General features: G+C 46.0%; 16 protein-coding genes. All 16 read right to left on the bottom strand.

Going from position 1 to position 16,511, the window contains the following annotated elements:
• Positions 1-15 precede the first annotated feature (15 nt).
• Complete coding sequence (locus tag MHH92_RS06510; RefSeq protein ID WP_076319076.1) at positions 16-411, bottom strand: GntR family transcriptional regulator; 396 nt, start codon at positions 409-411, stop codon at positions 16-18.
• A 215-nt stretch (positions 412-626) separates the two neighbouring features.
• Positions 627-1,700, bottom strand: a complete 1,074-nt coding sequence (locus MHH92_RS06505) for an AI-2E family transporter (protein WP_083684469.1) — start codon at positions 1,698-1,700, stop codon at positions 627-629.
• 177 nt (positions 1,701-1,877) lie between these two features.
• Positions 1,878-2,669 carry an ABC transporter permease gene (locus MHH92_RS06500; RefSeq protein ID WP_340902736.1) on the bottom strand — a complete coding sequence of 264 codons (792 nt, stop codon included), beginning with the start codon at positions 2,667-2,669 and terminating at the stop codon, positions 1,878-1,880.
• Positions 2,662-3,570, bottom strand: coding sequence for an ABC transporter ATP-binding protein (locus tag MHH92_RS06495; protein WP_340902734.1), 909 nt, complete (start codon positions 3,568-3,570; stop codon positions 2,662-2,664). The genes MHH92_RS06500 and MHH92_RS06495 overlap by 8 nt, the downstream gene beginning before the upstream one ends.
• A 32-nt stretch (positions 3,571-3,602) precedes the next feature.
• Entirely contained in the window at positions 3,603-3,854 is a 252-nt protein-coding gene (locus MHH92_RS06490) for a hypothetical protein (protein ID WP_127551208.1), read from the bottom strand.
• Positions 3,855-4,105: 251 nt separating this feature from the next.
• Entirely contained in the window at positions 4,106-4,627 is a 522-nt protein-coding gene (locus MHH92_RS06485) for a hypothetical protein (protein ID WP_036611303.1), read from the bottom strand.
• An 84-nt stretch (positions 4,628-4,711) separates the two neighbouring features.
• Positions 4,712-5,296: a VanZ family protein gene (locus MHH92_RS06480; RefSeq protein ID WP_340902730.1), complete on the bottom strand. Its 585-nt coding sequence runs from the start codon at positions 5,294-5,296 to the stop codon at positions 4,712-4,714.
• A 10-nt stretch (positions 5,297-5,306) separates the two neighbouring features.
• The gene (locus MHH92_RS06475) at positions 5,307-7,466 is read right to left on the bottom strand and encodes a WD40/YVTN/BNR-like repeat-containing protein (RefSeq protein ID WP_340902728.1); all 2,160 of its coding nucleotides are present in this window, start codon (positions 7,464-7,466) and stop codon (positions 5,307-5,309) included.
• 21 nt (positions 7,467-7,487) lie between these two features.
• Positions 7,488-8,408: an LCP family glycopolymer transferase gene (locus MHH92_RS06470; RefSeq protein WP_036668922.1), complete on the bottom strand. Its 921-nt coding sequence runs from the start codon at positions 8,406-8,408 to the stop codon at positions 7,488-7,490.
• A gap of 13 nt (positions 8,409-8,421) precedes the next feature.
• Positions 8,422-9,753 carry a UDP-glucose dehydrogenase family protein gene (locus tag MHH92_RS06465; protein ID WP_036611311.1) on the bottom strand — a complete coding sequence of 444 codons (1,332 nt, stop codon included), beginning with the start codon at positions 9,751-9,753 and terminating at the stop codon, positions 8,422-8,424.
• 32 nt (positions 9,754-9,785) lie between these two features.
• The gene (locus MHH92_RS06460) at positions 9,786-11,168 is read right to left on the bottom strand and encodes a sugar phosphate nucleotidyltransferase (protein WP_340902725.1); all 1,383 of its coding nucleotides are present in this window, start codon (positions 11,166-11,168) and stop codon (positions 9,786-9,788) included.
• On the bottom strand, positions 11,165-12,193 hold the full coding sequence (locus MHH92_RS06455) for a polysaccharide pyruvyl transferase family protein (protein ID WP_036668919.1): 1,029 nt from the start codon (positions 12,191-12,193) through the stop codon (positions 11,165-11,167). Before MHH92_RS06455 ends, MHH92_RS06460 begins: the two co-directional genes overlap by 4 nt.
• Entirely contained in the window at positions 12,180-13,556 is a 1,377-nt protein-coding gene (locus tag MHH92_RS06450) for a lipopolysaccharide biosynthesis protein (RefSeq protein WP_036668918.1), read from the bottom strand. Before MHH92_RS06450 ends, MHH92_RS06455 begins: the two co-directional genes overlap by 14 nt.
• 8 nt (positions 13,557-13,564) lie before the next feature.
• A complete protein-coding gene (locus MHH92_RS06445) occupies positions 13,565-14,470 on the bottom strand; it encodes a glycosyltransferase (RefSeq protein ID WP_340902723.1) in 906 nt (301 codons plus the stop codon).
• A 43-nt stretch (positions 14,471-14,513) separates the two neighbouring features.
• Positions 14,514-15,536: a glycosyltransferase gene (locus MHH92_RS06440; protein ID WP_076209611.1), complete on the bottom strand. Its 1,023-nt coding sequence runs from the start codon at positions 15,534-15,536 to the stop codon at positions 14,514-14,516.
• Between the two features lie 11 nt (positions 15,537-15,547).
• Complete coding sequence (locus MHH92_RS06435; protein WP_340902720.1) at positions 15,548-16,492, bottom strand: glycosyltransferase family 2 protein; 945 nt, start codon at positions 16,490-16,492, stop codon at positions 15,548-15,550.
• Between the last annotated feature and the right edge of the window lie 19 nt (positions 16,493-16,511).

The raw sequence follows: 16,511 nt of genomic DNA, 5'->3' as shown, positions 1-16,511 counted from the left end.
CACTCCCTTGATTCTTTACTCTTTGTTGTGACCCATCTTCACATCATCATACATTTGGTCTAACACCGCAGATAATTCTTCTTTGGTCATTCCTCGACAGATCGCTTCCGCAATAATCGGTCTTAATTCTCTTTGCTGCTTTTTCAAAAAATCATCCGTTAAACCAGGCATTCCATCAGGGTTCACTACAACTCCCTTTTGTCTATGAACCAGAATGTATCCATCTTGCTTGAGTAGTGTATAAGCCTTATTGACGGTGTGAAGGTTAACACCGATATCTGCGGCCAAATTCCGAACCGAAGGTAACGCCTCACCTAGCTGTAACTCACCACCAGCAATGCCTTCAATAATTTGATAAACAAGTTGCGAATAGATGGGAAGTTCGGATTGCATATCCAGTTGAATAATCAAGGGTTCACCTTCTTTTGTTGTCTGTTATATATCAAGTATAACAGGTATAACATGAGTGAGCAATATGTATGAAAAAAAGCCGCCTACCAATGGCGAGGGCAAACTTACCTGACCCTTCACCATTGATATGCGGCTTATCCTGTTGAGCTTATCGATGTGATTCAAGAACAAACATTAGTAGTGGCACATGACAGCGTTGTATTTCAAAATTCTATTTAAGTTTCAGTCTTATCTTCGACAATCCGATAATGGATTTTGCGAACTATAATTTTCAGAATCATATATAGGGGAATCACGATGATCATACCCAAGATATTTCCCAGGTCAGCACCCACGAGCAAAAGGATAACGGTAGTCAGTGGATGAATATCGAGCTGTTTGCCATAGACGTAAGGTGAGATCAGGTTATCCTGAATTTGCTGTGCGATTACAATGATGACCAGTGACCAGATCGCCATCGAAGGTGATTCGATAAACGCAACAATGACAACTGGAATAGCTGCCAGCAAAGCACCCACATAAGGGATGAAGTTCAGAATAATCGATACAACCGTCAGCAGCAATGCGTAAGGCAAACCTAAGATGAGAAAACCGATGTACATCAGGATCCCCAAGGCTACATTAACAATAACCCGGCCAACAATATAGTTGCTTAGTGCTTCATCGATCTCATGGACGGTTTCTTCCCCATCCTTCCGATAATGTCTTGGCAACAATAAGGTTAGATTCGTTCCAAACTTGCTGCCTTCCTTAAGCATGTAATACAACATGATCGGGAACGTTGCCAGAATAATAACCAGATTGGATACCACGGAGAATAACCCGGAGACATAATTGGTTACCTGAGTGATCCCTTGGCTCAGAACATCGGATAATCGTGAGAATAGATTGGAATCATCAGGCAGGTATCTGGATACAACATTGCTCCTTTCAAGTGCATTCAACTGATCGCTGAGTGAAGTGACCAACGCTGGAGCATTCTCCACGAAATTCATCAATTGTTCACGCAGGGAAGGCCATACGAGCACACTAAAACCTGCAAGTATTAGTGCAATTACGACATAAATAATTAGAACTGACAATGCACGTTTGATCTTATGCCTTTCCATATAATCGACGAGCGGGCGCAGCAGATAATAGAAGAAACCAGCAATCAGCAGCGGAATGATGATGATGTGAATCAGTGAAGTCAGGGGGCTGAAAATAAAGTTCACTTTTTCCCCCAGATACACGATGAGCAGCAGCAGAATAATCGCTGTGCATATGCGATAGAACTTGTTATTTATCAAGAAACGTGATCCCTCCATGCGCTGCTCTGCCAAAGTGACTGCGGCGTTCATATGTATATCTAGTCATTTACTTATGATACTAAGTACCCTTAAATGACAGTCATGCCACAGGCGATGCTGAATATACACTTATTTTCTTTCCAAAACAAACATTGGAGCAAAAAAAAGAAGCAGGCGTTAGCCTGCCACATCTCTCTTGCTGAATACAACCCAGGAAATCACCATGAAAATAACGTAATACACCGCCAGAACTGCAATGGAGAAACCCAGTGTCATTCCTGCACTTGGACCACCCATTAGCGCAAAATCCGCCCCGGAGGTCATGTATTTGCTAAGATCCATGTTGTTGAATAGAACATACTTGGCCCACTCATAACGGACCGGATTGAATATGAGTGAGAAGATACTCTGTGAGAACATAATGAACAGAGATAATCCAATCGCAAGTGCACCTGAACGAAATACGGAGGACACCATAAAGGCAATCGCAAGGGTAATGAACAGATCAACGTACAAATATCCCCATAACGTCAGAGCATTCGTAGCCGGACTATTGCTTCCTCCCGGAGCATCATGCGAGAAAAGGATATAAGACGTTAGCATGGCCATCGCGATGATCAGCAATGTACTGATAATACTGAAGCCAACGACGGTCAGATATTTGGAAGCAAGAACTTTGCTTCGTGACCATGGACGGATCAGCAATAGCTTAATGGTTCCCCAGGTAAATTCGCCTGCGACCGATTCCGCTGCAATCACGACACAAAAGATCGTGTTCAGGAAAAATGTAACCTGGATGGTCGTTACAGCCGCTTCCCAGTACAAAACTTCATTGGACCCCATGCCTTCTCGCAGTAACACTGGCATTAATAGCGAGATCAGCGCCAGAATTGATAACATGATCCAGGTACGGGGACGACGGAAAATTTTCATATTCTCGTTCAATATCAGATTACCAAAACTACCCAATGCCTCCACCCCCAGTAACTTGCAAGAATTGTTCTTCCAGGGTGTGAGTCACGTTACGAATACCGTACACCTGAAACCCTTCGCTAACCAGCTTGGCATTGATATCCGGAATCTGCTCACGAGACACCCGCATCACCAGGACATTGCCCTGTACGACAGCACCCTGAATCAGATCCGAAGCACGATCTGCATCATTCAGCTCAAAAGCAACTTCGATTAATGCATCCGAACCTGCTTCAGCCCGAAGGTTTCTTACATCGATCAACTTGCCATTCTGGATGATGGCAACCGTATCACACATCAGTTCCATCTCTGACAGCAGATGACTGGATACAAAGACCGTAATGCCTTCCTCTTGGGTGAGCTGACGCAAATAATCTCTCAGTTCCCGTATACCCTGTGGGTCCAGACCATTGGTTGGCTCATCCAGTACAAGCAGCTTCGGTTTATGTAATATCGCTTGCGCGACACCCAGACGCTGGCGCATGCCCAGTGAATAGGTTTTGACCTTATCGTGAATACGAGCTGTGAGCCCCACACGCTCAATTGTTTCCGCAATACGTTCCTTCGTAACTCCCGGCGACATGCGGGCAAAGTGAACGAGATTTTGGTACCCGGTCAGAAACTTGTACATTTCCGGATTTTCCACAATAGCTCCTACCTGGGCTACCGCCTGCTCAAATTCATTCTTTACACTGTGTCCCGAAATGAAAATATCACCTTTACTGATGGACATCAGTCCAACCATCATTCGAATCGTCGTTGTTTTTCCCGCGCCATTGGGTCCTAAAAAACCAAAAACCTGCCCCGGAGAAATATCCAGAGTCAGGTCGCTGACCAATGATCGGGAGGATATGATCTTGCTGACGCCCTGAATCCGGACGACCGGCTCCTGCTGCATTCAATCCCCTCCTTCATGGACGAGCACATCATTCATGCCCGTTTCTCATATGCACATAGTGTATCATAATCTTTAGTATATTGTCCCGCAAACTGGGATTTCCCCTGACGTTTCGCTTCAACTACACACGCTTCACAGCATCCAAGCGGCATTTCACTCCGGTAGAATCCGGTGCGAAATACGTGATTGCCTCCATTGCCCTCTTCCTTCATTTCGACAGAGCTTCTAGTGACCGACACAATCATCCCACAACTGACACAGTAAAAGCGGCCCGTTTCGATCAATGATATTCCTTCCCCTCACAAGGAGCTTAGAAGTCCTTGTTATTTGTCGTTAGACGCTGAAAATTGATACATTTTGTATCTATCTCGTAATTTACTTGACACCGGGACTAATGTCAAGGCTTTACAGCCATAAAAACAAGCAAAACACAAAAAAAGCTCCATAAATGCGACAAAAGTCTCGCATTTATGGAGCCTCATGTTAGGTAAATGATACAATTCGGTTCAATGTATGGGTTAATATTAATTCCTGATCAGTCACTATTGTCGACCTGAGAGGTATCCTCATTTTTCTGATTTGGATAATACCAGAGTAAGGTCCACTCATCGCCATCCTCTACCAGATAACAGGTCTGCACAATATCGAATTGGCCAAAGGTACCTGAGTACTTCTGGGTGACCCGGATTCTGTAGGCTTCAGAAAATGGCTTAACGCCATCGATCACGGTTACATCGAACTCGCGCTCCGGCTTTTCCATCTCCAGCTCAAACGTTTCCACGCCAAAGTGCTGCATAAATATATGTGCTCTGTTCTGTACGTAAGCACTCTTGGGAAACCGCTCTTTCATCAGGGGATGAAAGAGTTCCCATGAACTGCCGAAGTCACCCGTCTGCTCATATTTGTAAAACTCTTCGGCAACAGCAGCAGCTTCATCCGATGTATCTGCCTGAAACAGATACGGAATGGTTCTGGCAATCAACCACAGCAATAATACAATGATCGCGATGAACCCGATCTTTTTGAGCAAAGCATTCCGGTTCCTTCTTCGCAGCATGTCCAGTCCTCCTTGTCCTACTCCATACTTATGATGGATGGCAGACAAGTAGAAGTTGAACGATACATCTAATTTCCTGGGAAATCACTCGCTGTGAATGGAAGTACGCTTTCCCTTTCTGATCCTTCGGATCATTGACTGAAGTCCTGCATATATGGCAATCCCACAGCAGCCGCCGAGCAAGTCTACTCCAACATCACGTATCGAGCTTGTCCGGTCCGGGCTGAACTGCTGAATATACTCATCAATGGAGGCTATAACAAACACCAGAGCCAGAGCAGAAACGATACTGGTCACAAGGGATGTTCTTCTGTACCGCAGCCCGCCGTACACAAGCACGGCGAGCACAGCGTATACAAATAAGTGAGCACTCTTGCGAAAGACGAACTCTGCAAAATCATACGGCCGCTGCTTCAGCGAATACTCATACTCCCCGTAAGTGAATTGCACATCAGGAAGTGTAAAACCGATGTGCAATTTTTGAGACCATTTATGAAGCCAAGGCTGAATGTCTTGCTGTTGAGAGGATTGCGTGGACATGGACCAGATGACCAGAATCCAGATCACAATCAACAGTAGAGCAATGAGAAATCCGTACGTTCTTCGTACATGCTTTTGTCTCGTGCGCCCGGAGCCCTCCTCCATCATTTTGATCTTCACCACTTTCATATCTCTCTCGTTATTTTATTGATCCAACATACATGCCTCTGCCATTTGTACCTACATATACCTGACCATAGATTTGACGGTCTGCCGCCATAATTTGCGGTTCATTGCCCAGCCCGATTCCATTACCTAAAGGACCTATATTGTTCCAGGTTATCCCCATATCATCGGAACGGAAGAATCCATTCACGTTATTTACGGTGCCATATACATAGACAGCTGGAACCAATCTGCCGGGCTGAGCTTTACCAAAGGCAAATAATTTGGAATTCTGCACACCCTGGATCTTGGAAAATGTATTTCCCGAATTCGTTGATGCATATAATCCATCGGTTCCCAGACTCACCCATACATTATTCGCCACGCCAGGTGCAGCCTCGACTTTAATGAAGCTTGTATTGATATCCGTATTAATCGGAAGGCGAACCGTATTCGCTTTGGACCAGTTGGCACCTGCATCCGTAGACCGATACAGATAACCAGCAGCATACATATAAAATTTATATCCATTGATGCGATCCGCAGCCAGTGGATGATTATAGGCAAAGACCATATTCCCCCCGATGGCCTGAAAAGGGGCACCATTCATATTTTGCCATGTTGCACCACGATTCGTGCTTCTGACCGGATTACCGGTCTGGGGGTAATAAACAATTACATTTGGATTAATGGCTGAATAGGCGACCCTCCCCAGTTTGGAGCCAGCCGGAACATTCATTGGAGTTACCGTAACTCCGTTATTGGAAGAGACAAATAAACGTGTGGTGGTACCATACCAGTCACTGCTTCCCAGAAATATCATGTAATTCGGATTTGCCTCGTGATAGTCAATACTCACAATTTCTCGCATACCTGCGAGCGGGATTTTATTAAGAGGAACATCGGTTACATTTTCATGTCTAAATCCGACTTGATCCGTTAAACCACTAAAGAATGAAACACCCTGAGGTGGTGTGGATGCCGTGAGTGCGACGACTTCTTCATGACCATCGGTAATGGCTTCCCAAGTACTCGCTGTATTGCCAGTCAATCCATTGGTACCATTGATATTTTCCGTCTTGTACACGCCAAACCAGTCTGTAGCGTATACGGTGCCCGGATTATGTGGATCAAACTTGATACTGGATGTGGCTGAGAAAAACATGTTGGGTGTCCACCAGGACGGTTTGGATACCAGCGTTTTGCTCACTGTTGTCCAACTCTGTCCGCCATTAACGGAACGATACAGTGGCAGATTATCTCCGCCTGTTCGAACGGCTGCCAGGATGTGATTATCATTATTGGGATCAATCGTGATTCCATAATAAGATGAGTAACTGGAGCTGGGTGTTATATTTGTCCACTGCACACCATTGAACTTGTAGACGCCCTGATTATCCGTGGTCACATACAACGTCCCGTTCTTCGCCACAGTCATACGTGCAGGATATTCGGGACTTCTCCCGGTAAGTTGCCAAGTGGTCTGCCCATTGCTTCTTGGTGCTTTGCTATACACACCAATGCCGCGAACCCCCGCATACACAACTTGACCTTGCTTCGTCACCGGATTCAATCCATAAGCTACACTCCGAATTCCCTCACCAGATAGCCCGCTAGGTACATCCCATACCTTGCTCCACGTGGCTGCACCATCACTGGAAGTGTACAATCCATCATATCGTGTACCCACGTGCAGGTAATTGGAGTTCGTGGGATTAACCGCGATGCTCTCTCCCATGGCTCGATGGATATTTCCATTTGATTCATTACGAAGATTAAGTCCGGTTCGAATCCAGGTCTCTCCCCGATCTGTGGATTTCAGAATATCACTCGGCCCCACGTTCCCGTACTTCCCAGCAGCGATATACACGACATTGGGGTTTTGCTGATCCAGCGCAATTCCATCCACGCCGTACAGATTGCTGTCCTCATCTCCGAAATGATCAAGTAGCGGGACCCAATCCCCTGAAGCTGCATCCAACCGATATACTCCTCCAACGTCAGTTCGAGCGTAAACCAGATCAGGCTCAGTCGGATGAATAACCACGCCTGTAACGTACCCCCCACCACCAATAGGTATATTCTTCCATTGATAGTTTTGAGCTGATTGAACATAATTTGTACTTGCCGGTATCATGAGCATATACATTAGTAGCACAATCAGGGACAATTTCATTAGCCTGGAGATACGCATCTGGTTCACCGCCCTATCCGATCATTTTGAATGTTCTTCAATCATCTGATGTATCCTGTCTCGTTCCGATTGTTCCACGATATAATAATACACTCCGTCTATTTTCTTGCCCGTGCCTTTAATCTCAACGGATTCAATATGATCCAGTACCGAACGATAATTGGAGAACATCTGCTTCATCTCATCAAAGGTAACGTCGGTTCTGACGTGAGCACTGACTTCGTCCAGCAACGTCTCCAGTTGCAATACGTTGGATACCTGGACCGTATTCTTCAGCACTTGTTTGATGATCTCCCGCTGGCGGTCATTCCGCCCGAGATCTCCCTTCGGATCATCATAACGCATCCGCGAAAATCCCAAAGCAGCTTCACCATCCAGATGAATATTCCCTTGCTCGAACCGGTAACCCTCATAGTCAAATGCAAACGGGTTATTCACATCCACTCCACCCACCATGTCGATGACTTGTGCAAAGCCCTCCATATTCACTTTCATGTAGTAATGTATGGGAACGTTGAGCAATTGTTCCACGGTCTGCACAGACATGTTAACACCCCCAAAAGCATAGGCATGGTTGATCTTATCCTCCGTGCCGTGACCAACAATATTCGTTCTGGTATCTCGGGGAATGTTAAACATAAGTGCGGATTTTTTCGCAGGATTAACACTTAATACAATCATGGTGTCGGAGCGCCCCCGATCATTGGAACGTTCATCCACACCCAGAATCAAAGCATTAAAAGGTTCTTCATTCTCCATGTCCACAGGGAAATCTCCCCCACCCCGCTGGTCGACAATAGATACCTGCTTGATGGGTTCCCGGGGTTCATACATTTGATCCGCCGCTGATTTAACATGCGAATACAGATACACAGAATATCCAATCATGACAACTGCAACAAGGGAAATGGCACCTAATGTTATTTTGATCCCGCGTCTCATGTTATGGCCTCCGTTAGATGACTGCCGTTTTTCTTCCATCGATATTGGTTAGACCTGGACGACCAACGGAGTAGTATTGAAAGGACGTATCTTTAATCTGATCTTCTCCGTAGATGTTTCTTCCATCAATCAGGATGGGTTGATTCATATGCGCTGCCAAATCAGTCAGATTAACCTCCATGAACTCTTTCCATTCCGTCAGAACACAGAGTGCATCAGCACCTTCCGCCGCTTTCATGGCACGCTCTTCCCACGTAATGGATGGGGAATCCACCTCTTTGCGGAAGTTCTCGGTAGCGATGGGGTCATATGCCCGAATCACTGCTCCCTGCTCAAGCAAACGCTGAATGATCTCAATGGCCGGAGCATCACGAACGTCATCGGTATCTGGTTTGAAAGCAAGCCCCCAGATGGCAATCTCCTTCCCTTCGAGTGAGCCTAGTGCATCTTCCAGTTTACGAATGATGTTGAAGCGTTGATCTTTGTTCACTTCCACCACGGACTTCAGCAATTTGAAGTCATAATCCACATTACCTGCAATTTGAATCAGAGCTTGTGTATCCTTAGGGAAACAGGAACCTCCGTAACCAATGCCTGCCTTGAGAAAGGAGGCACCAATTCGTCTGTCATAGCCCATGCCTTCGGCAACACGGCTGACATCTGCTCCTACTTTTTCACAGATGTTAGAGATTTCGTTGATAAATGAGATCTTGGTTGCCAGGAAAGCGTTGGATGCATATTTAATCATTTCGGCCGAACGAATATCCGTAACAATAATCTGATCGGTTAATGGCTGATGCAGCTCTTTCAACGTGGCGACTGCCCGCTCACTATGTGTCCCAATGACTATCCGGTCAGGGTAGAGCGTATCCTGGACAGCGGTACCTTCTCGCAGGAACTCCGGTACCGATGCCATGTCGAATGGATGATTCGTCAAACTGCTGATCCATTCCTGAATACGATCGTTGGTTCCGACAGGAACAGTGCTTTTAGTCATTATTATTTTATAATTATCCATATAAGAACCTATTTCTCGCGCGACAAGCTCAATAAAGCTCAGATTTGCTTCGCCATTAGGCAGGGATGGCGTACCCACCGCGATAATGATGATATCCGAACGACTGATAGCATCCTGAATGTTGGTGGTGAAGGACAGCCTTCCTGCTTTCATATTGGCATTCATGATATCCTTCAGACCCGGTTCATAGATCGGAACATGACCGTCCATTAACATATTCACTTTTTCCACATTGTTGTCGACACAGATCACGTTATTTCCCAGTTCCGAAAAACATACGCCCGATACCAAACCCACATACCCTGTGCCAATCACCGTAATATTCATTCCATAATCTCCCCCATGTCCTAATGTGTTGGTTACGCGTGCTTCACATATGTCTGAACAATGTCCTGCCATTCGGTAGACACTCTAACGATATCTTCCTCAATCAGCTGACTGCCGATCTGTACTTCAATGATCTCCAGTTCCGTAACGGCTCTGACGGAATGAAGCATACTCCGGTCAATGATCACCGTATCTCCTTGCCCAATCATTCGGCTCTGCCCATTCAGAATCAATTCCCCAGTTCCCGATACAACCGTCCATACCTCATTGCGAAGCAAATGGTATTGATAACTCAGGTTTTTCCCGGCACTGATGCAGATTCGTTTGGTGAGAACCTCGCCGCCAGCTTCGTTTCTTGTGTAATCCAGAACCCGGTAGCAACCCCACCTGCGCTCCTCATACATGGGGCGTTGATCCTCGTTCTTCAAGATTTCCTTGATCCGTGGGCTGGCTTCTTTGTCACTGACCAGAATGCCATCCGGACTCACGGCGACCACCACATCCGACAAGCCCAATATGGCAACCGGAATGTTCAATTCATTGACCAGGTGGGTATTCAGGGAATCTCCCGTAATCCACCCTTTTCCTACAACCGAGCTTCCCATCTCTTCCGTGAGTGTGTTCCACGTGCCTAGATCTTTCCAGAAGCCGTTATACGGAATAGCAATAATCTGATTGGCTCTCTCGACAACCTGGTAATCAAAACTGATCTTGTTCAATCTTCCGTATTGCTTCAGCATCTCGTCATACTGGATCGGCAGTTCCATCTCAATGAGCAGATTAATCAAATAACCAAGCTTAAAAGCAAAAACCCCGCAATTCCATAATGCGGCCTGCTCAATCATGAGGACCGCATCGGATTCGCAGGGTTTCTCCTGGAACTTCGCTACATTCACGTATTCATTGTTATTATCACTGGAAGATTGGGATTGCGGAATGATGTATCCGTACTTCTCTGACGGGTACGTCGGCACAACTCCCATCAAGGCCAGATCAGCACCAGACTTATCAAGCATCTCCGGTAAGGTTGCCAGCACTTCGAAGAATTCTTTTTCAACAAAGGGATCTACAGGCAACACTGCAATTGTCTCATTCAGACTCACACTCTCTACGGAATACAGATAGGAGGCTACCAGCGCAATCGCAGGAAACGTATCTCTGCGCTCGGGCTCCACAACCAGTCTCACATCGTCTCCCAGCTGAGAAGTCAGAATCTCCACCTGTGGCAAACTGGTCGCAATAAGTGCCTCTGATGCAAGTCCGGCATGATTCAGCTGTCGCCATACCCGCTGTACCATGGATTCCGGATTTCCCTCTGGCCCATGAAGAACTTTAAGAAATTGCTTGGATCTGGAATCGTTGGATAACGGCCAGAGACGCTTGCCAGAACCACCGGATAACAGAATGCTTCTCATAGGGCTGCACCATCCGACAGCACAACCGTACTTGCTCCCTTGCCGGTCTCGGTTGGCTTGTTATATGTGCTGGTCTGATTGGACTCCAGTCTGCCTGCCGGATTGCTCTTGGTCCAAGCTGCATAATAATTCGAGTTCTTGCCGTATGAATTATCCAGCAGGATGTTCGGTTGATCCAGGAGACAGGCCAGAATATGTCCATGCAGACGGGATGTCGTGATGGTTTGGTATTGATTGAATTCCTTAATGGCCGTATGTACCATCCGATCAGAGTATTTGTACCACAACCAGCGGGCAAAAGAGCTGCCTTTCCCTGACTTCAACCGGGATGTAATCATGCGAATGATCTTCCGGTCTACCCGGTTGTACAATGTCTCCCAGTCTTTAAACGTGGCCTTGGGTCCACTGACGGATTCGTAATGCACCTGATTCTGAGTTTTCTCAATGTCTTTCCGGAAGAAATACAACATCTCTGCAGTAGGCTTGCTCTTGGACTTAAGAGGCCATAACTGATGCGCCATATCCGGAGATAGATACACATTGGTTTGTTGAAATTCTTTACTGGCTATCTCATAAGATAAGGTATCCCGGACAAAAAAGTGTACATCCTTATGACGATTGAATACTTGGGCTGTCTTTTTCAATTCAATATCACTCTTGTAAAACATCGTCTGAGGCAGAATGACAATCCGGTGATTCGGATGCTGGGCAATCATGCGCTCTCTCAATTTCTGATGGGCAGGGTACAGATCACCAAAGTTACCTCCCCCGTGCAACACAATCGTTATACCTTCCGGTACCTTGAGGGACAAAGGGCAATCCAGAATGCTGTATCTGGCACGTACATGAATATCATTGTCCCGGAAGAAAGCCTCAGTACCTTTCATAATCAACAAGTCGCCACCATTGCTATGCACCGGGTAATCCAAATAATAGATTTCGGTACGCGGTGGAATGACCTTCAAAATCTGACGTAAATGTCCCTTCAACTCTTCCATTGGATGAATATTGTTAGTGCCCAGCATCTCCATCTCCTCCTTGGGTGACTCTTCTTCTTTTTTTATTTAACCGTTCATAGAGAAACGTCAGATCTTCCTTGTCATAGAACATGGCGGCAAACTTCACCTTAAATACAATCTTCATCGCAGCCACAGTAACCACCATTCGTACAATGGACCCGATCAATAAAGCAATCGCAATTCCGTTGAGCCCCCACAGCGGGGTGAATACAAAGAACAAAGCCACCGTCACCGAGAGTGCAATGAGCTGTCTGATCATCACAAGTCCAGGCCGACCAAGTGCATTAAATGCGGATGCCAGAATCCAGGAGCCACCACCAATAATGCATTCCACAGCCAAAATATAAAATGCTACGCTCGCTTCCAAAAATTCGGAGCCAAACAGAAGACCCATCAGGTAGTTCCCCACAAACATGGTGGGTATTACAATGATCATCATGACCATGAGCGAGATGCGGAAGGCTCTGCCAACTGTTCGAATAATCTGCTCTTGGGGCAATCCAGTTACTTTTGGAAAAACAACATTGCTAATCGCCGTCTGAACCGCATTGTAGATTCGGGATAACGCAAATACGACGGAATACAGTCCAAAATCACGCGGGGTGAGCAAAGCCAAAATAATGATTTTATCAAACTGGGTATACAGCGTTCCTAACAATTCAACACCATACACCCTGCTGCCATAACCAAAAAGTTTCTTGGCCGAACTCTGATCCACCCGATCCTTGAACCATCTCAGTCTCAATTCATTACGGTTGGCATAGATAGCCCACGCCACCACTGAGAAGCTGGTTACAAAATAGATCGCAGCCGCGAGCTGAATGCTCAGCATGCCCAGGCCCCATAACACAAAAAGCCCGCCTACATTAAACAGGGGGATCATTAACCGGATACCATTATATACAGCGAATTTCTCCCGACTCTGCGAGAGAGCTGATATGAGATTGATGACAATAAGTACAGGAACGGTAGCAATCGTATACCATCTGGATATCTGCACGACCTCCGGCGGAAAGCTGGAGAGCCAGAAAGGCAATCCAAACCAGGCCACAATGCCAATGATAATGCACACCGGAACTTGAAAAAGAAAGCTTAACCGAACATACTGTGCACTCTTCTCGGTTGCGCTCTGTTTGATGTTATAAATGATAGAAGTTGGTAGTCCAAATCCGACCAATCCGGTTAAGAGCGCTGGCCAGAACAGGATGGCCGAGAATGCACCCTTTCCCTCTACGCCGAACATGCGTGACGTCAAAATGGAAGACAACATCGTCAGTGTCATGACCAGCAGATTGGTTCCACTTGTCTGAAATATGGCACTCATTAAGCCGTTTCCTCTGAATACTTTGCGAAGTGCAACTTGCGCCATAGCGATCCTCATCCCTTACTGTTTTGACGAAGCGACCCAACAATCATGCCGTTTCGGTAACATACTTTGGCAAGCTGACGTGTGAACCGATCTGAATTATAAATGTAGATCAGTGAGGTTGTGATCCCCTGTGCAAGCTTGATGCCATGTTTGGCCGTACGCACAACACCACGATCCTGATCACGAATGGCATCACTCACACCTTGCCAATAGATTCGGCGCAAAAACCAGTTCTTTGTCGTTCGCTCTTTGGCTACTTTATGTTGTACCGCGCCGTACGGCGTGTAATATACCTTGAACTTTGTCCGTATTCTTGCAATCAACTCACTCTCTTCACTGGAGAGAAGATTATTCCCCACTCTTCCAAGATCTTCACGGAAGGGAGCCAGTTGATCAAAGACAGATAAACGAAAAGCCACATTTGCACCAAATGGAATATAAGGACTTTTCATTTCAGTGACTTCATCTGCAAAATCCAGAATGGTGAATAGCGACCTGTTTTCCGGTGGAATCCACATTGGCTCAGGCACTTCCCAGATCGGATCAATCTTGCCACCAACACAACCGATATTTTCATTCATCTCAAACACACTAACGATCTGGTGAATCCAGTCCCTGCAAGCAAAGGCATCATCGTCAAGGAAAAGGATATACTCGCCACGTGCCTCGTGAATGGCCCGGTTACGGGCGACAGACAAGCCTTGCTTTTCTTCCAACACATAACGGATCGAATGGTTCTCATGCTGCAAGATGGTTTGAAGCACGACTTCCCGTGTATTGTCTTTTGAATTGTTATCAATGAGTATGATCTCATAGTCGCTGCTTGCGTAATTCTGTTGTATTGCACTTCGTATGGCCTCTACCGCATCCTGTGCACGGTTATACGTACAGATCGCGACGGTTACCTTCATCATTTCATCCCCATATTTTTCAATTAGGTCCACCCGTTCATCTGCACTAACTGGAGTACAGGGTAAGTGTCCTTTGGGCAATCACTGGCCAATCCAGCCGCTCCAACGCTTTGACAAAACCACTGCCTTCCTGAAACTCCGATTGTTTTAACCGGATCATATTCATCGCTTTAAGCAATCCATCCGGATCGGAAGGTTCGTAGAGGACCGCACAATCTTCGGGCAGGTATTCCTCCAACAAGCCAATCCGTGGTGCCACCACCGGTTTACAGAAGGTCAATGCCAGAATCGCACTGCCTGAAGTGGCAATTTGCTTGTATGGAAGAATGATCGAATCGACTGCATCAAAATAATCCGAATATTCATCATCTTCGATGAAATGAAAATGAGTATGAATATGTCCACTCTTGAGAAATTCATCTCCAAGGTCATAATCCTTTACCTTTTTACCGGCAATCAACAGATGGGCTTGTTCGGAATCCAGATCCTTGAATGCCTCCAGCAAATCATCCACGCCCTTGTACGGCGACACCTGACCGAAGAACGCATACACATAACTATCCTCCGGGATGCCAAACCGGGAGCGGATATTCACGCCTTTCCCCTGATACACTCCCTTGTAATGTCCATGCGGAATAACCTCGATCCGGCTGGAATCAATCCCAAACGTCGAACAGATCTCAGAGATCAAGGGTTTGCCCATGACAATCAGCTTGGAGCAATTTTGGACCAGTATTTTTCTCATCCAATAATCGAACCGTGTCTTGCCGCTGTTGTGTGGCCAGATGTTGTGCACCGTCCAGAACAATTTTGCCCCGCGCAAGCGTGCAAAACAAATCATCAATACATACAGAATGGACTTGATCACTGTTGTCAGCACGGATGAACCTCTGTAATAGAAGCTGGGCCAATGAAAATGCAACACATCATTTTTTTTCAGTTTGATTAGATCTCTTTTGGTAAACTGTTTCACTTCCCATCCCTTGTTCTCAATGGAATCGGATAACAGCTCATTGAATTTATTGTTCTCAATCATCTTGGGCAGCATATACACCGTCGGATTTTCCATCCAGGCACCTCTTACTTTAGTTTCATTCGCACAGGTTCCTCTGTATACGTACCAACTGCGCGCCTTGCATGAAATCTCATTAGAAATCCTTGCAGCATAATTTTGGTATTACGCTTGAGCAGCACCCAATCTTTCCACCAAGGGTACAGCGACAGTGCTTTTTTCAAATAAACGTTATTGCGAAGTGTATTTCTCGACCATTCGAGCATTCGATAATGGTGTAACTGACGGCGCTTCTGTTCCTTGGACATGTCATTGTAGTATTTCAAAATAATCTTGCGTTGGCCCTTGTACTTGGCCGTTGTAGAGGTTGAAATTCGTGGACCACTATGGATGTTGATATCCACCAGCGGTTCTTTCACATTCACGGCGATGTAGCCTCGTTTCAATATACGCAGATAAAAATCATAATCCTGAGCGGATGTCAGATTTTCATCGAATCGAACTTCACGGGCCAGTGAGGTAAGTACCATGATTTTGGACGTTTCCCCAATCCAGTTGAATGTAAGCAGATCCTCATACCGGATAACATCGCGAGGTTCCACTGACAATTTCCGTTTGACCACCTGATGCTGCTCATTCGTGTATGCGAGATACTTGCTGCAAAAGGTGAATGATTCCTGTGAACGCTCCAACACTTCCGCCTGGGTTTTTATTTTGTCAGGCATCCATTCATCATCATCATCCAGGAAGGCAATGTACTTGCCATTGGCTTGGGATATCCCTACATTCCGTGCATGGTTGGCTCCTTTGGGATATGGAACTCGGATGTACCGAATCCGTGAATCTTCCCGGGTCCAAGCCTGACAGATCTCTGGCGTCTGATCTTCTGAACCATCATCCACAATGAAAATCTCCAGATACGGATGTGTTTGCTCACGTACACTTCTCAACGCATTTTTCAATAAATCGGCCCGGTTATGGGTCGTAATGATGCAAGATACCAAGGGGTTCATCTCATCACCTTTTCCTGTT

Source organism: Paenibacillus sp. FSL M7-1414 (assembly GCF_038003195.1).
Taxonomy (GTDB): Bacteria; Bacillota; Bacilli; order Paenibacillales; family Paenibacillaceae; genus Paenibacillus; species Paenibacillus amylolyticus.
The sequence above is the reverse complement of the archived record's forward strand: the minus strand, read 5'-3'. Positions and strand labels throughout refer to the sequence as shown.